Raw genomic sequence first — 22,409 nt, 5'->3', positions numbered from 1 at the left:
ATGTCAGACGAGAACGAATGCAAATGTCCCCCCCCGGGCTTGCCTGCCTGGATGGGGACCTTTGCCGATCTTATGTCACTGCTGATGTGCTTTTTCGTACTACTGCTGGCGTTTTCAGAAATGGACGTGCTGAAGTTTAAGCAAATAGCAGGTTCGATGAAGTTTGCATTTGGTGTGCAAAATAAGATTGAAGTAAAAGACATCCCCAAGGGCACCAGCGTGATTGCGATGGAGTTCACACCAGGTAAACCTGAGCCCACCCCCATTGAAACGATTCAGCAGCAAACCGTTGAAATGACTCAGCAAATGCTGGAGTTTCAGGCGGGTGACGAAAGCTCAGCGGGCGGCCGACAAGAACAAAGGGGTAATAAACGTGGTGGTGAATCTTCCAGTACAGCCCAAGAGCAGTCCATGACTCAGGCAATTGCCGCCGCAGAGCAAGAGCAGGTAAATGAGTTGGTGAAAAAAATTGCGCAGCAGCTCGAAAAGCAAATCATGGATGGTGCCATTGAACTGGAATCACTTGGTCAACAGATCATCATACGTATTCAGGAGAACGGCTCATTTCCATCGGGTAGTGCATTCCTGCAACCAAAATTTAAACCTGTGATCCAGGATATTGCTCAGTTGCTGAAAGATGTTCCTGGCGAAATAACCGTGTCCGGGCATACGGATGACTTTCAGTTTTCCAATGAACTCTACAGCAATAACTGGGATCTTTCTGCGACGAGAGCTGTTGCGGTAGCAACTGAAATGCAAACAGTTCCCGGGTTTGACAAAAACCGCATGGTGGTGGTTGGGCATGCTGACACCCGGCCACTGGTTCCAAATGAAACAGACGTAGACAGGCGACGTAACCGTCGTGTAGAGATATCGATTTTGCAAGGTAAAGCCAAAGAATCTGACCCTATAAATGTGCGAGAAAATAACTAGAGGTATTGCGTGGTACCGATTCTTGGGCTAGTCTAACCGACGATCTAATCAGTTCATTTAAAAAGGAGAGCGTAATGTTGCAAGATAAATTCGTTTATATGCCAGGAGGTAACGGTGGTGGGGCTGATGAAGATGAAAAGCCGAAGTAGTTAACAAGCTAACAGTGTAAAATTATGTCAGACTCATTTATAAACAGTTTAGGTGTTAATGCGATACTGCATAATATCATTGATACCCAAACGGCATTGGTGAGTCTGGCTGTTGTTATCTTCTACATTCTGAAAGATGAATATGCACTTCGCTATGCGCTGTTATGCTGGGTCTTTTACGTCATAGGTTATTTCACTTCCGAGCCAATCCGCAGTATCGATGATGAAAAGATATACAGGTATATCTTTTGGGCTTTGAATGACATTGTCTTTATTGCAATCGTTGCTTATTGGGCACTCAAAGACAAAATGTACATGTGGCAAAGTATAGCTTGCCAGCTTATTGTTATTCCTGCACCTATCTTACAGTTGTTCAGGTTGGTAGACCGCCAACTCATGGACCTGAGTTACTCCGGGTATCTTTACAAGACCATATTGCCTTTGGTTAATTACGCCACGGTATTCTTATGCTTTGTGCCGCTTATCTATGTGTTAGGTAAAAACAGAAAAACCAACAAAGTCACCGAAGAAACCAGCTAACCCTGAGCTCGTCGGGCCCCTTGTGTGTTGCATAGCACTCCACAGTTCATATTGATACTTGATGCGCCTTTGAATATAACTGGGCCGTAACTCATTCCATTTCTGATATCAATTTGCTCAATTACAAACCTGCTATAAGGCATAAGAAGCTTGGCGATAACATGACTCATAGTTATACCAATTTCACTTAATACCTGTTCTATTTGTAGGAGCAAATATGACGCTAACGGCGTTAAAAATTTCTCATTTAGAACAACTAAATAGCAAAATTTTTGCCTTGCTATCGACCCCATTTTCTCGCCTCAAAATAGAACACTTAATTAAGCAAATTGGTATTACACGTTTGCTGATGCATCTAATCTCAGACATGCCAGATTATAACGTCAGAGCCTGTCCCTAAAGTACAGGCTCTAGATAGATGTTTTAATACAGATAGCGATTAACACACTATTTGATGTCGATCTGAGTGATGCTTAGTTCGGCATCATCGTTGTCTATTGCGAGTGTGCCGGAGACTTTTACGGCTGTTTTGTTACCCGAACTATCAGGCAACGCCACGCTGGTTGTACCAAACTGGCATGACTCTAGTTTATCAGTGGTTGTGAGTGCCACGCTTAAGCAGTGTGTTGTTGCATTATCTCCGGTTCCCTGGGTCTCACAGAAGCTGGGGTTTAACGTATCCAGCTGGCTTTGTACAACCTGTGAGAGGGAATAAGACAGGGCAAACCCATCTTGGGTGCAGTTCATTGTTACCGGGTTCTGATTACTTTCTGGCGTGCCTAACGTAAAGCGGTTTTCATCTCTATCACGGTACCAGATAGTGATGTCGCTGGCGGGGGTTGTTAATGTAGTCTGTGCAGGAGAGCCCTGACTGCGCCAGTCATCAAGAGATTCCAACTCCGGTAAAGCACCAGTAAATGTAATGGCGGGGCTGTAATAATATAATTCGCCCTGATTTACCGAGCCACTATCTTCACCTATCCACGTCTGGGCACTGCTTGAGCCAAATATGTTGGCTGCCAGCAAGCACAGTGTCTCATCTGAACTGAGCTGGTGAGAAGCATTTAATGAAAACTTGTCTGCATACATGAGTAGCTGCGGCTTTGACTGCAACCTTGCTCCTTCAATTTGCCAGAAAACTGCGGTGCGCTCAAATTCGTTGAGCGAGCGTTGCGCGCTAAAATCGTTGCCGCAACTTTGTACGGCGGAACCTGTATCCGACGATCCATTGTTACTTGTTGAATTTGGGGCGGCTTTTAACGGCTCACTGTTTTCTCCGCCACAGGCAATCAGCAAAACGGTTGGAAGAATGAGGGGGATGAGATGTTTCATGCGGTCCTTCTTAACTACGGCTGGGAATGTCTTAGTGCGGACATTATATCGCCAGCCACAGTTAAATCGAGGCAAAAAGTGTGGTTATTTGTTAAAGCGCCGGGATCACCCCCAGCATTTGCAGACATTGTGCAGAAATGATCAGCACACCACATAGACCAGCACAAATCAGTCCAACATTGCCGCCAACGACCTGGTAACCGTCAGCTGACTGGTTGTTGCCTTCGGTCTGATGCGTTTTACGCTGTTGCCACACCATAGTAACGGGAAGGAAAATAGCGAGCACAACGAGTGCGATAGCGGCATAGCCCAGTGCCATGATAAATCCCTGCGGGTAAAACAGTGCAAAGCCAAGAGGAGGCAAAAAGGTAATCAATGCAGTGATCACTCGCTCAGACACGGTATTGCGTTTTTTAAAGGCGTCTGCAAAAAAGTCGAACAGACCCAGGCTGACACCCAGAAATGAGGTTGCCAGCGCCAGATCAGCAAACAGGGTGACAAACGTACTCACTTGCGGGCTATGGGCAATATTAGAAATACTGGCAACGAACCCAGGCAGACCTTCACTGTTGAGTAAGGCGCTCTGTGCCATTACACCCTGACTGAGCAACTGCCAGCCGATATAAATTACTAAGGGCAATGAGGCCCCGACTATCATCACTTTTCTTAAAGTACGTATATCCAGCCCAACGTATTTAACGATGGACGGAATAGAGCCATGAAAACCAAATGACGTAAAGATAACGGGGAGTGCAGAGATGATCAGCCCTTGTTCTACCGGCATATCTAATAAGTGCTGTCCGCGCACATAGGGGGTCAGAACAAAAAACAAACTGGCCAAAACGACTATCTTGATTGCAAACAAAACACGGTTGAGCTTATCAACTGTGCTGGTGCCCAGAGTGACGATTGTTGCAACAAGTAAGGCCAGCAATACTGAGCCTGCCTGAGGTGCTATCTCCATGTTGGTTAAGGCTGAGAGTTTTTCTTGTAGCTGAGCGCCTCCACCCGCGATATAGGCCGCACACAACGCATAAAATAGGAAGACCATGGAGAAATTAGCAACGTACTGACCTTTCTTGCCTAGAATGCGCTTGGCCAATGTGTTTAAGGTCGCTTCTTTACTGGCGTACTGATGCAGTTCTAACATCAGTAATGCGGTATAAGTCATTAGTAGCCAGGTTGCCAGTATTAAGAGTAAAGCAGTGGTGAAGCCCAGACCTGCTGAAGCGATAGGTAACGCCAGCATGCCAGCTCCAATGGTGGTGCCGGCGACAATTAACATGCTGCCGATGGTTTTGTTCTTTTGCACACATAGCCCCTAACTTTGTGAGAGAAGCAGGCACAATATAACGGTTAACTAAAAAATGAAATAGTTTTGCTACAAATCAAGGTACAGGCTTGTAATTTGTGCATTACAACTGTGTTAAGGCTATTGAAATTACATATAAAAAAAGCCGGCGAATGCCGGCTTAAGTGAGAGTAAGGTTTAACGAATGCTATTATTCGTCATCTTCTACCAGTGTCATCAGAGAGGTATTACCACCCGATGCCGTGGTATCAACACTAATTGTTTTCTCTGTCACCAGACGGCTGATCAACGTATCGTAGTACTCTGCACTGATCACTGGCAAAATAGCACCCTTACGCGCAGCCAGCTGCTGACTGAAGTAGCCCAGGCGTGATGAGCGTGCGGCAACCACTGCGCCCGACAGGTGAGGGTGCGCCAGAATTGCCTGCAACTGGTTTGGTTTAGCAACCTGGAATACCCCTTCGGCAACACCAGTCGCGATAAACTTATCGCGGAACGCCTGCGCCTCTTCATAGAATAATTCAGATGCAACCGTAATTACCGTGTTACCGGCAGCCAGAGCGGTAATGACCGACAGCGCCCAGAAGTTAAATGAGGTACTCTTATCGGCATAACATACTACACAGCCGCGAGGCTCAAGGTGCAGGGTGTTAGATTCACCCGTTGGCCCTGGCAATACGATGTGTGAACGCATACGTTTTTCCAGGCGGTTCAACTGGGCGCGGGCATCAGCCAGCGTCAGGGCTAAGTCATCAGCCAACTCGTCGATGATCTCAACCGTGGCTACCTTAGCAAGTAACTGACGTACCGCAGAAACACGGTCATTCAGTGGCGTTGCACGCCAGATCTTCTCGTCGCGTAGCGAGTTCTGCATCAGCGCTTCAACCTGCTCTACTGCACCCGGGAAGTGGTGAGTTTCCAGCTCATCCGGAGTCAGGTTGGTCATCTGTACGTTATCCGGAGAAGCTTTCTCTTTGACCAGGCGCAACAAATAGTTTGGACCACCCGCTTTAGGACCAGTACCAGACAGGCCACGACCACCAAACGGTTGAACACCAACGATGGCACCAATCATATTTCGGTTAACGTAAACATTACCCGCACGAGACATTTTAGCCAGGTACTCGCAACGCGCTTCGATACGTGAGTGAACACCCATGGTCAGGCCGTACCCTGTGCCATTGATCTGGTCAATCACCTTGTCGAGCTCTTCGCCTTTGAAGCGGATAATATGGACGACCGGCCCAAAGACTTCACGTTTAAGTACTGACAAGTCAGAGATTTCATACAAACGCGGTGCAAAGAAATATGCGCCGTTTTCGCTGTTGTCCGGGATCTTGGCTTCGAACAATAGCTTGCCGTTGCTCTTCATAAAGTCAACGTGCTTGGTTAAGGCATTCAATGCTTTTTCGTCGATCACCGGACCTACGTCCGTAGATAACATTGCCGGGTCACCAACATGCAGCTCTTGCAATGCACCCTGAAGCATTTTGATAATGCCGTCAGCTACATCTTCTTGCAGGAACAATACACGCAATGCAGAACAGCGCTGACCTGCACTTTGGAAACCAGATGAAATCACATCATCCACAACCTGCTCTGGCAGTGCGGTTGAGTCAACCACCATACAGTTCTGGCCACCGGTTTCAGCGATCAGAGGTACCTGAATGTCGTTGCGCTCAGCCAGGATCTGTGAAATCAGGGTACCGGTTTCAGTTGAACCGGTGAACATCACAGCCTGAATACGCTCATCCGGTACAATGTGTTTACCCACTTCGCTACCACGGGCAATGACCGGCTGTACAACGTGCTCTGGCAAGCCTACAGTGCGCATCAATTCGATACAACGCAGCGCAATCATACTGGTTTGCTCAGCAGGTTTCGCAATAACTGTATTACCAGTGACTATGGCTGCGGCAACCTGGCCAAGGAAGATGGCCAGCGGGAAGTTCCATGGGCTGATACATAAAATCACACCACGGGCTTCAAAGCGCTCGTCTTTAGCCAGTTCTTCAGCACGGGCAGCATAGTAGCGACAGAAGTCGACGGCTTCACGGACTTCATCGATGCCATCCTGAGTGATCTTACCGGCTTCTTTAATACAGATAGCAACCAGCTCATCGTGATGACGTTCAAGAATGTCACCGACGCGACGCAGCAAGTCAGCACGCTCTTGTACTGGTGTTTGTGACCAGTCGACAAAGGCGTTTTCGGCATTACTTAGAATGCTTTGCATATACGCATCGTCGTGTACAGGCACATGACCGACAATTTCTTTATGATTGGCCGGGTTACGTACCGCCATGCGACCTTCTGGCACATTACTTTCTTCGATACGATGTTCATTGAACCAGTTGTCCAGGTTCTCTTTGAACGGCGTCAGTATGTTGATATCAGTCAGGTCCATACCTTTTGAGTTAGGGCGCTCAGCACCATACAGCTCGATAGGCAGGCTGATCTGCTTATTGTATTTATTGCGCAGGCCTTGCAGGGTTTCAACCGGATCTGGCAGTAATGACTCTACTGGCTTAGTGGTGTCGACAATGGCGTTTACAAACGACGAGTTAGCGCCGTTTTCAAGCAGACGACGTACCAGGTAGGCAAGCAAGTCTTCATGGTGGCCAACCGGTGCGTAAACACGGCACTGAATGCCTTCGCTTTCAACGATTTGATCAAACAGTGACTCACCCATGCCATGCAGGCGCTGGAATTCGAATCCAGTATTGTCGCCTTTCGCAACTTCAAGGATGGTTGCGGCTGTGTAAGCGTTGTGTGTGGCAAACTGTGGGAACAATACATCACGCGCTTCCAGCAGCTTGATGGCACAGGCTTTATATGACACATCAGTGGTTGCTTTACGGGTAAATACCGGGAAATGGTCTAAACCATCTTGCTGCGTGGTTTTAATTTCAGTATCCCAGTAGGCACCTTTTACCAGACGGACCATCAGTTTGCGGCCAACGCGTCGTGCCAGATCAGCAACCCATTCAACAACGAAAATGGCACGTTTTTGGTATGCCTGTACCGCCAGACCAAAGCCATTCCAGCCGTCCAGCTCAGGATCAGAGAATACCGCTTCAATCACGTCCAGAGAGATATCCAGTCTATCCGCTTCTTCGGCATCGACGGTAAAGCCAATATCGTACTGCTTCGCAGCAACTGCCAGTTCTTTCAGCTTTGGCACCAGCTCATCCATTACACGGTCGCTGTGAGAAAATTCATAACGTGGGTGGATAGCAGAAAGCTTAACAGAAATGCCGGGGCTCTTGATTGGACCACGACCCGCCGCGGCTTTACCAATGGCATGGATGGCATTCATGTAGCTCTGGAAGTAGCGCTCAGCGTCGGCCATTGTACGTGCGCCTTCGCCCAGCATATCATACGAATATACATAGCCTTTTTGTTCTTTTTCTGCAGCGCGGGTAATGGCGTCCTGAATGGTCTCACCCATTACGAACTGCTTACCCATGATCTTCATAGCAAAGTTGACAGACTTACGGATAACCGGCTCACCCAGGCGGCCAATGGTACGCTTTAGAACACCAAACTGCTCTTCCTGATTTTTATCGCTGTAGTTCACCATTTTACCGGTAACCAGCAGGCCCCAGCTAGACGCGTTGACGAACAGAGAATCACTGCTACCTAAATGCGAGCTCCAGTCACCTTTAGCCAGTTTGTCACGGATAAGTTCATCCTGAGTTTCTTTATCTGGCACGCGAAGCAGTGCTTCTGCCAAGCACATCAATACCACGCCTTCTTCTGACGACAGAGAGAATTCGTTTAGCAGTGCGTCTACACCATTCTGGCCATCCTGATCGCGACGAATATTTAAAACCATCTGACGGGCTCTTTCCCAGGCGCGGCTACGTGCCGTTACGCCGACTTCGGCCAGTGGCAGAATATGGTCGATCACTTCGTTTTCATCGATGCGGTAAAAATCGCGGATCTTCTGTCTGATAGGACAGGTGGTTGTCAAATCGCCGTTATAAAGCATAACTCAGCCTCATAAAATAAGAGTCAAAAATGATTGTAAATTGAACAACTTAATGCGTTGCACGCCAACAAGGTTGGTAAGTGCTTGCTAGCCTTTATGTGCCTGTAAAATTTGAATGGCACCTGCAAGAAGTCTCAATTACGACAATATGATGCGGTCATAGTGCTAACCTTAACACACCTCAGAGTGTGTTCAACTTTTAGCCAGTCTCGCGTTCTAATAAATGGTTTGCCACGGATACGATCTTAATGTGGCGGTTACGTCAAATTTCGGGGACATTCTATCGAAAAGACAGCAGAATATGCTGTCTTATTTTTTTTGATTACGGTAAATTTGCGGGTAATTGCGAAGCTGCACAGAATTTTATGCTGAATGACCACTTCAATTAAAACGCGGGTGCTCGACAGGATCGATATGGCAATTCTGGATATCCTGCAAAAAAATGCCCGTATTTCCAATGTAAACCTGGCCAAAGCCGTCAATCTGAGCCCCAGCCCATGCCTCGACCGCGTGAAAAAACTGGAGGCAGAAGGGTATATTGAGGGTTATGCTGCCCAATTAAATGCTGCAAAGCTGGGACAGCATCTGGTTGCGCATGTTGAAATCACGCTAAAAAGCTCCACAGAGTCTGTATTTGAAACGTTCAGGCAGCACGTACTGGAGATCCCCAATGTCGTAGCCTGCGATATGGTTGCTGGCGGATTTGATTACCTGTTGAAGATCCGGGTGCAGGATATGCGTCAGTATCGCGAGGTACTGGGGCAGATTGTTGAAATACCGGGAGTTGGGACTAATCATACTTATATGGTGATAGAGCACATAAAAGAAGACAGAGGTGTGGAAGTTCTCAACTTTCAGTGATCACCGGTCGGATTACTAGTTTATGGATAGGTAATTCGGGTTTCATATTTTGTAACAAGCTTTTGACCGCAAGTTAGCTGTAATTAGGAACAGACTTGTTATTATGAATGAGATAAAATAACAAAACTAATTTGTGAGGCTTATGAAACTCAAGCATCTAGTTGCCGCCATTGCGGCTGTAGCTGCGCCATTGGCGGCTGCATATCAAACTCAGGACACGCGCCTACTGCGTTTTCCTGATATTCATCAGGACAAAGTGACTTTTGTATATGGCGGTGATATCTACATTGCGGATACTAAGTCGGGTAACAGCACCCGTCTGACCGATCATGTTGGCTTTGAAACTTTCCCTAAATTTTCACCAGATGGAAAACGTATTGCGTTTGCGGCCGAGTACAATGGCAGCCGACAAATTTATGTGATCGATGCCGATGGCTCTAATCTGAAGCAGCTTACTTACTACAATGATGTGGGCCCGATGCCGCCACGTGGTGGGTTTGATTACCGGGTGTTTGACTGGACACCGGATGGCAAACATATTGTGTTTCGTGCCAACCGCACGCCTTGGGGTAAACGTATGGGGCGTCCTTATATGATCCCCGCAGATGGTGGACTAGAGCAGCCGCTGGCCATTCCTGAAAGCGGGGGTGGTATGCTGTCGCCAGATGGCAAACAGTTTGTTTATACGCCGATAGACCGTGAATTCAGAACCTGGAAACGCAGCCGAGGCGGTCGTGCGCAGGATGTCTGGGTGTATGATTTAGAAAATAACACCTCAAAACAGCTGACCGAACACAGAGCAACCGATCAGCAACCAACCTGGGTGAATGACAGCATCTACTTTGTTTCTGACCGTGACTATACCCTAAATCTGTATAAATATCGTGAAGGCAAAGCAGCGGTTAAGATGACGAACCACAGTGAGTACGACGTACTGTGGCCATCTGCCGGGCCAGATGCCATTGTGTATGAAAATGGCGGCTATTTGTATCGCTTTGATGAAGCAACCAAAGCTACGGAAAAGCTGACCATCAATGTGCCCGGGGTACGCAAGTATGCTATGCCTTATACAAAAAATGTCAGCAAGTTCATCGACTCAATGGACGTTTCTCACGATGGAAAACGTGCTCTATTCACGGCGCGTGGTGAAGTGTTCTCTGTTCCGGTTGAGCAGGGTCCGACGCGTAACTTGAGCATGACGGCAGAGGGCCGTGAAATTGCCGCAAGCTGGTCACCGAACGGCCGTTATATTGCGTATATGAGTGACGCCACAGGTGAATATGAGATTTATCTTAAAGATCGTGCCAATAACAATGAAGTTAAGCAACTTACCAGCAACGGCACTATCTGGCGCTTTGATCCTATCTGGTCGGCCGACAGTTCTAAGCTGCTATTTGCCGATAAGAACCACACTATGTGGTGGCTGGATGTAAGCTCAGGAGAGCTGCATAAGATCGATACCGGCAAATATGATGATGATGGCATCACGCAGTACACCTGGTCGCCAAACAGCGAAGATCTGATCTTTGTAAAGAACAATGCCAATCGCTTTGCCTCTTTATGGCACTACAATACCCAAAGCAAAGCATTGAGCCGCCTGACCGATGACATGACCAATGATCAGAATCCGGCTTTCTCACCGGATGGTCAGTATCTGTATTTTACATCGGAGCGTGATTTCAACCTGACCTTTAGCTCGTTTGAGTTTGCTTATTTGTATAACAATGCAACTCGTCTTTACGCCGTTGCAGTGAATGACAAGGTTTCATCTCTGACACAGTTTAACAGCGATGAAGCGGCGATTGTCAGCGAACAGAAAGACGATAAGAGCAAAGACAGTACAACTGAAAATCAGCTGCAGGTAGAAGGCTTTATGTCGCGGGTTGTGGCACTGCCTGCGAAAGCGGGTGACTATGAAGACTTAAATGGCGTCAAAGACGGCGTACTGGCGCTGTCCGAAGGCACATTGAAGCTGATCCCGAATAAACAAGATGGCAAAGTGCAAACGGTTGCCAAGGGTGTACAGGACTATAAGTTGGCAGCTGGCGGTGAGCACCTGATTGTTCGCGCAGGCGGCAAGTACAGTGTGATCAAGCCTAAAGCAAAGCAAGACCTGAAAGCAACGCAACTTGATCTTGGTAACATGATGCTGAAGATCGACCCCAAAGTTGAATGGCAGCAAATGTATGTTGAAGGCTGGCGGACGCTCAGAGACTGGTTCTATGATGAAAACCATCATGGTCAGGACTGGGATGCTATCCTGAAGCGCTATCAGCCTATGGCTGATGCCGTAGCACACCGCAACGATCTGGATTATGTCCTGAGCGAAATTGCCGGTGAGATCAACGCGGGTCACATCTATGTTCAGTCCGGTGATGAGCCTAAAGCGAAACGCAAGAAACATGGCCTGCTCGGCGCCCAGATCAGTGCGCACAGCTCAGGGTTTGTACGTATCGAAAAAATCTACCAGGGTGAAAACTGGCATGAAGAGTTCCGCTCTCCATTAGGCGAGCCTGGTGTTAATGCCAGCAAGGGAGACTATATAGTATCGGTCAATGGCCGTGCAGTGAACACCGTGAGCAACTTCTACGAACTGCTGGAAAATACTCAGGGCACTCAGGTTGAACTTCGCCTTAATAATACACCAAGCCTGGACGGCGCCTGGAAGGTAACAGTGAAGCCTAGCGCCAGTGAAGGTGGCCTGCGTTATCTGGAGTGGGTCCAGTCCCGTATGGACTATGTGGATAAGCTATCGGGTGGTCGCATTGGTTATGTTCATTTGCCAAATACGCTGTTTGAAGGTAACCGTGCCATGTTTAAGCACTTTATGCCACAAACAACCAAAGATGCCCTGATCATCGACGATCGATACAATGGCGGTGGCTTTATTCCTGAACACATGATCACCTGGCTGGCACGTAAGCCTCTGAATTATTGGAAGCGTCGTGGTGTTGAGCCGACGAAAACCCCTCAGTTTGCTCATGATGGCCCTAAGGCTATGTTGATCAACGGTTACTCCAGCTCTGGAGGTGACGCACTACCTTACTACTTCCGTCAGGCAGGACTTGGTAAATTGATCGGTACCCGTACCTGGGGTGGCTTGATCGGGATTTCGGGCAATCCACGCCTGGTTGACGGCGGTCAGGTGATCGCTGCAACTTTCCGTATTCTGGACAATGACGGTAACTGGATCATTGAAGATGAGGGTGTCAGCCCGGACATCGAGGTGATTGATCGTCCTGAGCTGATCCACGCGGGTAAAGACCCATCTGTGGAGCGTGCTGTTGAGGAGCTGCTTAAAGAGATGAAAGCAAATCCGAAGAAGCAGCTCACGGTGCCGCCAGCACCAACTGAGTTTGGCCGGTAATCAGTGCTGAGTAAGTATTTGATACAAAGGCACTGAATCTGTTAGATTCAAAGCTTATAAACAATATAAAAGGGGTGCTTGGCACCCCTTTTTTCAGGAAAAAATAATAACAATGAAGAAAGTAGTGTTAATCACAGGTGCCAGCAGGGGGATAGGTGCCGCAACGGCTAACTTGCTGGCAGAGCAGGGTTATCTGGTCGCAGTTAATTATAAATCGAATCACCTGGCAGCAGAGCAGGTTGTTGCTCAGATCCACGCACAAGGTGGCATAGCACACAGTTTTGCTGCTGACATTAGTGAAGAAGCACAGGTGGTTAAATTGTGCGCCGACATCAAAGCACAGTTAGGGCCGATTTCACACCTGGTCAATAATGCCGGAGTACTGGCCAGCCAAATGCGCGTGGAGGATATGACCGCAGAGCGTATCAATCAGATGTTGTGCACCAATGTGACTCCTTATTTTATCTGTGCCAGAGAAGTACTTAAACAGATCCGTGCGTATCATCAGATGGACAGGTGCGCCATAGTAAATGTTTCATCGGCAGCTTCTTATCTGGGTGGTGCCAATGAATACGTTGATTATGCCGCGGCAAAAGGCGCCATAGACAGCTTTACACGTGGTTTGTCTCTGGAGCTGGCAGCAGAGGGGATCCGGGTTAATTGCGTTCGCCCGGGTTGCATTTACACCGATATTCATGCCGATGGTGGTGAGCCCGGCAGAGTCGACAGGCTCGCTTCACTTCTGCCATTACAAAGGGGTGGTAAACCCGAAGAAGTGGCCAGCGCCATCGCCTGGTTGCTCAGTGAGCAGGCAAGCTATGCCACCGGTACTTTTATAGACTTGGCTGGTGGAAAATAGGAAAGTCGGTTGCCTATCTGATACCAATGTGTGTTTCGTTGCAGGTGGTATGGCTTCTGAGCAACGGGTGGTTCAATCATGATGGGATTATGCAAACCCGTTCTCAGGGAAAGTAGATTAATCGTCAGGTATTGAAGGTTTTATATTTTATCAAGGGCTTAATCGATAGCTGGTTTTTTCTCAGTGGTTTTCATGTCATGGTTTTATCAGCTCCATGGTCATTATCAGCATTGTCTGAATCCAGTCAGGTGTCACTGCTTAAAGTCATTGTTGACCCTGAACGTTACGATGGAAAGCTTATTGAGGTTAAAGGGTTACTATTGAGATCACAGCGCAGAAACCCTGTATACCTGTATTATCGCGAAGATGCTGCGAGAAGTGGTCGGCAATTGGAAACCATTTTGCTTTACAACTTGACGGATAGGGATAACGCTATATTGGAAGATGGCAGGCACTATGAGGTGGAAGGGAAGTTTGATGCTGGTTGTCGCTCCAGGCTGGAGCATGGTGCTAAGTTCATAGTTGAATACAATTGGCTCCTTTGATTTTACAGTTGTGGTCAAAGTGAGCCGTGTCTCTCAGTGATGAAATATATCAATATTGTTTCTCATATTAATTATTTGTTCATTTTCCCATTTTAGTTATAATCTTGCCCTGAATTTTGTTTCAGAGAGATTGCCTTTTGTTGCGCTAAGGCAAATAAAACCAGTCAGGGATATTTGGAAAATATGAAAACAATAATACAAATAATAAGTCTATTGTTTCTGTTTTCCTCACTAGCACAGGCGAGTGTTGCACAGTCGCCGAGTGTCTATGAGGATAGCTCGGGAAACATCTATATTCAGTCACCTAAGCAGTTTGTTTTGATTGCGGGCAAGATTAATATTCCGTTACATGTGTACCCTCCGATGGGCCTGGTAAAGCTGAGCTATAGCAACGGGCAATGGCACCGTGAAGTCTTATCTGAAGCGCAGTTTAACGCTGTCACATCTCAGCTACAATCCAGTGCACAGCTAACGGAGCGTCTGCGCTGGCAAGATATAGATGGTGACGGTATCAGAGATTATGTACTCTTCACAGATGCTTCCTCTAATAACGATGCAAGCCTGATCTCTGTTAGTACCAAAACTGGAGCAATCCGCGCCCTCAAATTGCCATCGGGCACAAACCTGGCCAATAACTATCAGCTTACGGATGTCAATGGAGACGATCGGCCGGATGTTAAGTCTGGCTCAGACGTGTTCTTGGCATCAGCAAACGGCCAATTTCTGTATACCGGTCAGGGCGCTGTTGAACCGGCGAGCAAAGTTGATACCACTGCGGGTGAATTCAGAGTTGATGAAACCGGCCAGGCAACTTATACGGTGCCGGTTGCTTTACCTGCTGGCCCGGGCGGCATAAAACCTGCTGTGTCTATCTCATATAGTTCTGCTGCGGGTGTTGGAAACGCCGGTTATGGTTGGAATGTTGCAGCTGGCTCAGCCATTACACGCTGTATAAAAAATATTGCAACAGATGGCAAACAGCAGGCGGTCCGAATGCAAAAGAGCGACGGCTATTGTTTAGATGGAAGCCGCCTTATGCTGGTCAGTGGCACTTATGGCGCGGCAAATAGTACCTATCGTACTGAGCTGTCCAACTTTATGACAATAAAAGCAATCGGTACGGATGGCAGCAACACCGGTCCTAAAGGCTTTATTGTCGAATCCAAAGATGGCGATACAAAATACTATGGCGATACATCATTAAGTAACGATAGTGATGCTTTTGTTAAACCCGCTGGTAGCACTGCGAAAGGCGCTCACACTTGGGCATTGAAGCAGATCAGCGATATTTTTGGCAACAAAATTACCTATCATTACACCAGCAATACGAGCCTTGGCTATCATCTGCTCAATAGTATTGTGTACGGCAAGGTGAAAGTGAACTTTGATTATACCGACCGTAATACCCGTCAATATGGTTATGCCTATGGTGGCAAGGTTGCTAACGTAAAACGCATTTCAGGTATTGAGGTTACGCGCGGTGGTGATGCATACCGTTACTACAATATCAACGGTGATGGTACTAAACATGACTACATTAATAGTATTCAGGAATGCACCTCATTCAGTGCGGATAAGTCTTGTAAGTACCCGATTACATTTAACTATAACAAAGACATCAGTGAGGTAGGCTTTGCTGTGGCAGCGAACCAGAGTTCAGGGATCAGAACCACAACCTTACTGACCGACTTTAACGGTGATGGCCGTTCAGACTTCTTATATACAAATAGCACAGGCAAAACGCTGAGTGTCAAGATCACAGGTCAGGATACAGATGTGATCACCTCAAATTTAAAATCGGTCAATGATTTTAAACTGGCAGATGTGAATGGTGACGGTTATACCGATATTATCTATGCGGAAACGTCGGGCTCTACAACTAAGTGGTATGCAAAGGCCTATCAGCCCGTAACTCAAACCGTTTCGGATATGATCTGCGATGATGGTGTGCAGCCTTACAGTGCAGACTTGATGCACACTGAGAACCTAAATGAGGTACGGTCAGCAGATACAGAGGCGTTTTCACAAGCTGTTAGCGTCAGTCGCGAACAAACACGCGGCAGAGGCATTTGTTACCCGAATGAGTACGTAGAAAAACTTTCCTTCAGTTCAGCTGTGGCACTCTCACCAGGGTATTCAACCTCCAACATGCTCGTTGATATTGACGGTGATGGATTGTCTGACTGGATGTACAGCTCTGGTAGAAAATTGTTCTATCGCAAGAACATTGAGTCGACTAATGCACTAGGTCGTGACTATGGCAGTGGCAATAGCCTCTATGAGTTTAGCAGTGGAGACTTTTCGCCTGATCACAGTAGCCAGGGGTGCCATTCTACTCATTCAATAGAGCATAAATTCACTAAAAGTGCGGATATTAACGCCGATGGTGTATCAGACTTTATTGTTAGACTGAAGACCGATTATAGTCCAATGTCTCAGGGAGTACCGGGGTGTTCCGCGAGCGCCTATAAGCACAAATTGCTGCTGAGTAAAGGAACTGGCGATTATAGCAAGTTCGAATACGACCTCAGTGGCGTTGAAGATATCCGATTTGCTGACTTAAACGGCGATGGCTTGTCTGATCTGGTTTTTGCCAAAAACACTGGCTGGCAATACCGCCTGGTTACCGGCAATGCAGCTGCGCCATTACAGGCGGCAAAAAGCTTGTCGATACTCTCAGCAAAGATGGGTACGGAAGAGTACCGAGGCAATGTCCACTTTGCTGATGTAAATCAGGATAACATCTCAGACATTATTGCGCTTAACCATACTCGAGTGGTAAATCGTGAGGGGTATTGCCGCTGGGTAGGGGATGGCCATCCCCATGGTATTGAACCGGAAGTGCCGCCATTAGCAGAGGAAGTGGCAACCACTTCTTCATGGCGTAACTGTGACGAGGGTTATATCTGGGTCAACACGACCTATACTGATGGGGTGCAGACCACCGTCTGGACTGGAGAAACAACCAGCGCCTCCAGTATTGCATATACTGAAACCAAACTGGGTAACGGTCTTAAGGGAACTGGACATACGCTGAAAATCGGCGATATAGACGGCGATGGCTTAGTTGATGTGCTACGCAGTAGTACGGCAGCAACGTCCAATGCAACTTTTGCGCACTATCGTAATACCATGCTGAGCGCCAGCGTTGCTTCTCATAAGCTGACTAAAATCACCACTGGCTTTGGTGTAGAAACGGATATTAATTACAAGAAAATATCTGACAGTGCGGTGTACACTCATTTACCGGCGTTTAATACTTTAGGTAAAGTGAATGCGAATTTCTTCTCGCCGAAATTTGGCATGTGGCTGGTCAGCAATGTTGCTTCAGATTCCAATGGCAGCGGTTCTTCGACTCAGCAAGTGGGTATTAATTATAAATATTCAGGGTTTAAGATTGATAAACTGGGTCGTGGTCCGCAAGGTTTTTATGAAATAGAAACCACCGATCCGCAGACCAATATCAAAACTACGACGCGCTATCATCAGAGCTGGCCTTTAACGGGTAAACCTCAGTTTACCAAATCTTATGCCGGCGATCAGTTGATCACCCACGCTACTTCTACTTGGTGGAACTACACCGATAAGCTTGGCTCGTTATTTGTCTATCTCCGCCAAAGTGACGAAAAAGGTTGGCAAATTGGCTCAGATGGTACCCGTCGTCCTATCAAGCGTGTTTTGACCACCAACAGTTATGACGCCGGGCTAAGCGACAAGTGGGGGAATCTGACTAGCAGCACTACAACAACACATATGCCAGAGCAGGGTGAAGATAACTGGACGCCAGCTCATACAACCCATACAGCCAATACCTATTTCACTGGCGCCGATTACCTCAGATATGGACGCTTAAAATCAAGTTCTGTAAGACAAACTCAGCTTGCTAAGCAAGGCCTTTCATATTCCTTATTGACGCGTCAAACCGAGTTTACCTACTACGATAATTTAATGCTGAAAAGCGAAACCGTGGCTCCTGAGTGCTCGGGCAGTTCGGCTAGCCGCAATGATGTTAATCACTGCGATGCCAGTAATCAGTACACCAAAACTCTGCACTATGATGCGTTTGGTAATGTCAAACAAACCGATATCACCGCAGGCTCTGAGACCCGTTCCAGCTACACTCAGTATGACAGTACGGGTGAGTTGGTTATCAGAAAAGCCAATGCACTAAATCAGGCTGTTACGTATTTATACAACGGCGTTAGCAACCCGGATGGGCGCATTGTATCTGTAACAGAGACAAGCCCCAACGGTGTATCGAAAACACAGTTGCTGAACCAGTGGGGAGAAGTAGTGGAGACCCGCTTAGCGGATGGGACTTATCAGAAGCGTGAAACCTTATCCTGTGGCAGCAGCTCGCTGTGCTCATCGGTGAGCGGACACTACTATACTAAATCAACTCAGTCTGGCGTGGCTGCGCAGTATCAGGTATTTGATAGATATGGCCGTAATGTGCGCAATACCAAAGCACTGGTCGATGGCAGTGTGGCGTATGAAGATATCACCTACGATAAGCACAACAACCCGGTCACCAAGACACTGCCATATAAACTAGGAGAGATTAAGTACACGACGCGTTTCGACTTTGATGGTTACAACCGGTTAGAAGAAACGACGCTTCCCAGTGGTAAAGCGACAAGCATTCAGTATTTGGGTCATTTAACTCGGACCACGGATGTGGGTGGCAGTAATGATGGCTACAGCGCAACCAGCTACAAACGCGATGAAATGCAGGATGTGCTGGGCAGAACGCTGTATAAGACAGACCCTTATACGGGTTCTAATCCGGGTGTTGTGAACCGTGTCAAATTTGACTATAACGCTTTTGGTGATATCGTCAGCACGACCAATGCGGTTTACGACTCCACGACCAGGGCATTTAAAAACACCGCAACCACAACGCACTACGACCGCTATGGCAGAAAAATCAAAGTGGAGGACCCCAGTCGAGGGACCTGGCAGTTGTATTACAACGGTTTTGGAAACGTTGTCAAAGAAGAGAATGGTCGCTCTGAAATCAAAGAGACCTACTATACATCGCTTGGTCAGGTGGCACGCACCGTTCAGCTGGATAAAACCGAATCTGGCCGTTCTTTGATCAGTTGTAATGTCTATGGTAACAGCAAATCAGCCCGCAATATTGGTAAGCTGACTGACTCCTATCAATTCCGCGTGACAGATTCAACAGCAAGTTGTGAAAACCTAATTGCCAATAACACGGCAAGTATCAGTAAGCACTACACTTTTGATGACCTTGGGCGCCCTGAAACCAGCGTAACTAAAAATGCCGGTGGTGAGTTTAAGACGGTTTCCAGCTATAACAGCCTGGGCCAGGTTAGCCAGGTCGCTTTGCCTAATGGCATGTTTATCAGGTCGGATTACACCAATGGCCAGGTACGTAGCAACTACGATGCGGCTACCAATAAGTTATTGAGTAAAGTAGAAAGCGTAGATGCGCAGGGGCGGGTGACGCAGCAAACCTTTGCTGGTGGCGTTTCCCGGACTCAGTCATTTGAAAAAGACAGCGCCTTTATTGACTCAATTTCTATTTCCAATGCTACCCAGATGCTGTATAGGGTGAACTATAAGCATGATATTCGTGGTACAACGCGCCATCGTATCAGTCAGTATTATGAGCCGGGCTTCGGCAAGAACTCGTTCAAATTTACAGAAGAGTTTGGCTATGAAAATAACGGCCTGCAACGACTGGAAACTCGTACGGTAAGCCATGCCAGCACCCGGTATGGTGTGTCGTTACGGCTGGCAAACCAAACCTTTGGCTATGATGCATACGGCAATATCAAGACCAACACCAATGTAGGGACATACCATTATACGAATGCCAGCAACCCGTATCAGTTGACTTCTGTCTCAGGTGCAAGTGGTAAGCGTAACTATAGTATGGCTTATGATAACCATGGCAATATCACTAACGATGGCCAACGTAGTTTCGATTATACGCAGTTTGATAAGCCCTATAAGATAACCAAAGACAGTAACACCTACACTGAGTTCAGGTACGACGAAGCCGGCAGCCGCTATTACCGCAAAGACGTACAGCTGTTGAATGGCAGTTTGCAAACTAAGCAGGTGTATTACGTCGGTAAGGTGTATGAGCTGATCAAGCAGTCAGGGGGTAAAGACAGCAGTGGTAGTGCATTGCCATCGCAAATTGAGCATCGCTGGTATGCCGGTGGTGTGGTTATCAGCCAGGTTGAAGGGCTGGCACAAAAAACTCAGGTAGCACACAGCGATATGCTGGGCTCAACGGTGCTGGTGACCAATAACCGTGGCAATGCGGTTGCGCAGTATATTTACGACCCCTGGGGTAAGCAGCAGCAGGTATATGCGGCTTCTGAAATGGGCCACAGCCTGTTATCACTGACACAGATGCGCGCCTTTACCGGGCACGAGCAGGTAGAACAGCTCGACATCATACATATGAACGGGCGTATTTATGATGCTAATTTGGGTCGTTTCTTACAGGCGGATCCGTTTGTTCAGTTCCCGGATTTAACGCAAAGCCATAACCGTTACAGCTATGTGCTGAATAACCCTTTGACTTACAACGACCCGAGCGGTTACTTCCTGAAGAAGTTAATGAAGATCACGGGGCTAAGTGCACTGTTTAAAGCCATTGCCAAGATCCCAATTCTGGATGCAGCCGTTAGTATTGCATTGGGGATCTATGCGCCCTGGGCATTGCCGTTATATCAGGGGCTAAAAACCTATGCAGTCACAGGCAACTTTGGGGCCGCGTTAAAGTCCGCAAATATTTCGGCTATGACCATAGGCTTCTCCATAGTAATTGGCGGTGCATTGCCATTTGATGCGGCGGCCGGGTTATCACTGGTCAATGTGGCCAATGTGGCTTCTCATGCTATGGTTGGTGGGATCACATCCGTTCTGCAAGGGGGGAAATTTGGCCATGGTTTTGTCAGCTCTATGGTGACAGCCAGCATGAAAGGGTTTATGAAACCGCAAACGGGTACTTTTGCTGATGCAGTGAGAAGAACGGTGATTGCGGGTGCTGTTGGTGGGACTGTCTCTGAACTGACAGGTGGTAAGTTTGCCAATGGTGCGGTCACTTCTGCCATGCAATGGTGGTTTAATGCTGAGGATGGTGGGAAGTTTGCGCAGAAGAGACCATATTCAGAGGATTTTTGGGACGAGTATCTGAATTACTCTGATTATGACACGGCAGAGGTGTGGGACACCGTCGGTGGTAGTTTAGGTGATGGATATGGACCTCATTCCAATTCTTGTGCGACAAGAGTTAGTCATGGCATTAACCATAGTGGAGCTGCTATTCCACGTGGTGCTCCTGGAGCAAATCTAAATTTCGGAGGCGACAATAATGGTTTTCGGTATATATTGTCTGCACGACAATTAGAAGTTTACTTGGGCGATGCTTGGGGAGCGGCAGACTATACTAATATTACTTACGATCAGTTTAGTGCTTTAAGTAGTTCGTTATCTGCTGGTCAGGTAGCAGTAGTTGTATCTCAGGATCATGCAACAGTTATCCGGTCTGGGTATAATGGTGACAACAATTCTGTTCTAGGTGTAGGCGGATCAGCTTGGATTTTACCTACAAGACCCGCGAGTAATTGATATTTGGCGGCTTGAAATAATATGAAATATTATATAGTGAAAATGTGTTTCTTCGTTGTATTGCTTTTATGGGAATGCGAAGCTTTTGCTGAGTTACCTGTTCAGGTAAGTAAATCGGGTGATTATTATTTCACCCTAAATGTTCAACTTGGAAATGGTACATTTATAAACAATATTATTTTCAAGCGAGAAAAAATTAATGATCGTTGGTTGCTCCAAGTTAGGAGTGATTATCAGTTGGCGATTGAAGGAAGAAATAGCCTTCGTATGACTGAGTACGAAGAGCTTCTTCACCTTTTGTTTGAGTTCATTGAAACACAGCCCTTGGGTAATTCAGTTGATCGTATTCAGTTGGATCTTGGATTGGTAGAAGATACTCAGGCTCGGCTTAGCGACTCACTGAGGTCGTTAGTTACTACAAAAAAAGGAGTGGTTAGTCATAAGGACAAAGACGTGTTTAAGGTGGTTTTGAATAATCTTGCTGGCTCAGAGCTGGTTAGCAATACTTGTAAGCTGGTTACGAACTATAAGATGAGGTGTGATAAACCGATAGTTATAGGCATGAATCCAATTGCTTTTAAATCAGAATTTATAGGTAAACCGTGGAGTGTGCTGAGTAGCCAAGAAAAGATAGGGCTTAGTGAGGGTTTATGGTTTGCTGTTCGATTGAAACCGTTGGACAGGGAGTAGTTGGTTTTAGTTGAGATGACACTAAGGACATCCCCCTAAAAAAATTAAAGACATATATGGACGCTCCAGCGATGTCAAGCCGAGTAGGCCTGCGGGGTAGCGAATTTTCGTTATCCCGTTCGTTATGTTACCCGTGTGTAGTGGTATAGTGATTTTGGCCACCTAAATAGTCATCACTGAAAAACACTTAATTTGCTGATCTATTTGAAGATC

The 22,409-nt window shown here is 47.0% G+C and carries 11 protein-coding genes; 8 read left to right on the top strand and 3 right to left on the bottom strand.

The genetic code is table 11. From position 1 onward, the window contains the following. On the top strand, positions 1–933 hold the full coding sequence (locus CWB99_RS07855) for a flagellar motor protein MotB (protein ID WP_138550366.1): 933 nt from the start codon (positions 1–3) through the stop codon (positions 931–933). Positions 934–1,106: 173 nt separating this feature from the next. Beyond that, positions 1,107–1,622 (top strand): hypothetical protein, encoded by a 516-nt coding sequence (locus CWB99_RS07850; RefSeq protein ID WP_138550365.1) that lies wholly within the window; start codon positions 1,107–1,109, stop codon positions 1,620–1,622. A gap of 447 nt (positions 1,623–2,069) precedes the next feature. On the opposite strand, the gene CWB99_RS07835 is transcribed toward CWB99_RS07850, so the two are convergent. The 3 genes from CWB99_RS07835 to putA form a co-directional block, all read right to left on the bottom strand. Next, on the bottom strand, positions 2,070–2,954 hold the full coding sequence (locus tag CWB99_RS07835; RefSeq protein WP_138550362.1) for a hypothetical protein: 885 nt from the start codon (positions 2,952–2,954) through the stop codon (positions 2,070–2,072). A gap of 91 nt (positions 2,955–3,045) precedes the next feature. Next, positions 3,046–4,266, bottom strand: a complete 1,221-nt coding sequence (locus CWB99_RS07830) for an aromatic amino acid transport family protein (RefSeq protein WP_138550361.1) — start codon at positions 4,264–4,266, stop codon at positions 3,046–3,048. Between the two features lie 190 nt (positions 4,267–4,456). Next, entirely contained in the window at positions 4,457–8,260 is a 3,804-nt protein-coding gene (gene putA, locus CWB99_RS07825; RefSeq protein ID WP_138550360.1) for a bifunctional proline dehydrogenase/L-glutamate gamma-semialdehyde dehydrogenase PutA, read from the bottom strand. Between the two features lie 372 nt (positions 8,261–8,632). Between putA and CWB99_RS07820 the strand changes: the two genes are divergently transcribed. The 6 genes from CWB99_RS07820 (at position 8,633) to CWB99_RS07795 (ending at position 22,196) form a co-directional block, all read left to right on the top strand. Further along, positions 8,633–9,121: a winged helix-turn-helix transcriptional regulator gene (locus tag CWB99_RS07820; RefSeq protein ID WP_138543900.1), complete on the top strand. Its 489-nt coding sequence runs from the start codon at positions 8,633–8,635 to the stop codon at positions 9,119–9,121. 142 nt (positions 9,122–9,263) lie between these two features. Further along, a complete protein-coding gene (locus tag CWB99_RS07815) occupies positions 9,264–12,488 on the top strand; it encodes a S41 family peptidase (RefSeq protein WP_138550359.1) in 3,225 nt (1,074 codons plus the stop codon). 112 nt (positions 12,489–12,600) lie between these two features. Next, positions 12,601–13,347: an SDR family oxidoreductase gene (locus CWB99_RS07810; protein WP_138550358.1), complete on the top strand. Its 747-nt coding sequence runs from the start codon at positions 12,601–12,603 to the stop codon at positions 13,345–13,347. A gap of 197 nt (positions 13,348–13,544) precedes the next feature. Next, positions 13,545–13,892, top strand: a complete 348-nt coding sequence (locus CWB99_RS07805; RefSeq protein WP_138550357.1) for a hypothetical protein — start codon at positions 13,545–13,547, stop codon at positions 13,890–13,892. A 183-nt stretch (positions 13,893–14,075) separates the two neighbouring features. Beyond that, entirely contained in the window at positions 14,076–21,506 is a 7,431-nt protein-coding gene (locus CWB99_RS07800) for an RHS repeat-associated core domain-containing protein (protein ID WP_138550356.1), read from the top strand. Between the two features lie 21 nt (positions 21,507–21,527). Continuing rightward, positions 21,528–22,196, top strand: coding sequence for a hypothetical protein (locus CWB99_RS07795; RefSeq protein ID WP_138550355.1), 669 nt, complete (start codon positions 21,528–21,530; stop codon positions 22,194–22,196). The last annotated feature ends 213 nt before the right edge of the window (positions 22,197–22,409 follow it).

It is taken from the genome of Pseudoalteromonas rubra, assembly GCF_005887095.1.
Lineage (GTDB): Bacteria > Pseudomonadota > Gammaproteobacteria > Enterobacterales > Alteromonadaceae > Pseudoalteromonas > Pseudoalteromonas rubra_E.
This window is presented reverse-complemented; position numbering and strand designations above follow the sequence as displayed.

Bases quoted from the DNA above. Each gene is read 5' to 3' on its own strand.
- putA (WP_138550360.1), bottom strand. From the start codon at position 8,260: ATGCTTTATAACGGCGATTTGACAACCACCTGTCCTATCAGACAGAAG.
- CWB99_RS07820 (WP_138543900.1), top strand. From the start codon at position 8,633: ATGACCACTTCAATTAAAACGCGGGTGCTCGACAGGATCGATATGGCA.
- CWB99_RS07810 (WP_138550358.1), top strand. From the start codon at position 12,601: ATGAAGAAAGTAGTGTTAATCACAGGTGCCAGCAGGGGGATAGGTGCC.
- CWB99_RS07850 (WP_138550365.1), top strand. From the start codon at position 1,107: ATGTCAGACTCATTTATAAACAGTTTAGGTGTTAATGCGATACTGCAT.
- CWB99_RS07795 (WP_138550355.1), top strand. From the start codon at position 21,528: ATGAAATATTATATAGTGAAAATGTGTTTCTTCGTTGTATTGCTTTTA.
- CWB99_RS07815 (WP_138550359.1), top strand. From the start codon at position 9,264: ATGAAACTCAAGCATCTAGTTGCCGCCATTGCGGCTGTAGCTGCGCCA.
- CWB99_RS07835 (WP_138550362.1), bottom strand. From the start codon at position 2,954: ATGAAACATCTCATCCCCCTCATTCTTCCAACCGTTTTGCTGATTGCC.
- CWB99_RS07855 (WP_138550366.1), top strand. From the start codon at position 1: ATGTCAGACGAGAACGAATGCAAATGTCCCCCCCCGGGCTTGCCTGCC.
- CWB99_RS07800 (WP_138550356.1), top strand. From the start codon at position 14,076: ATGAAAACAATAATACAAATAATAAGTCTATTGTTTCTGTTTTCCTCA.
- CWB99_RS07805 (WP_138550357.1), top strand. From the start codon at position 13,545: ATGGTTTTATCAGCTCCATGGTCATTATCAGCATTGTCTGAATCCAGT.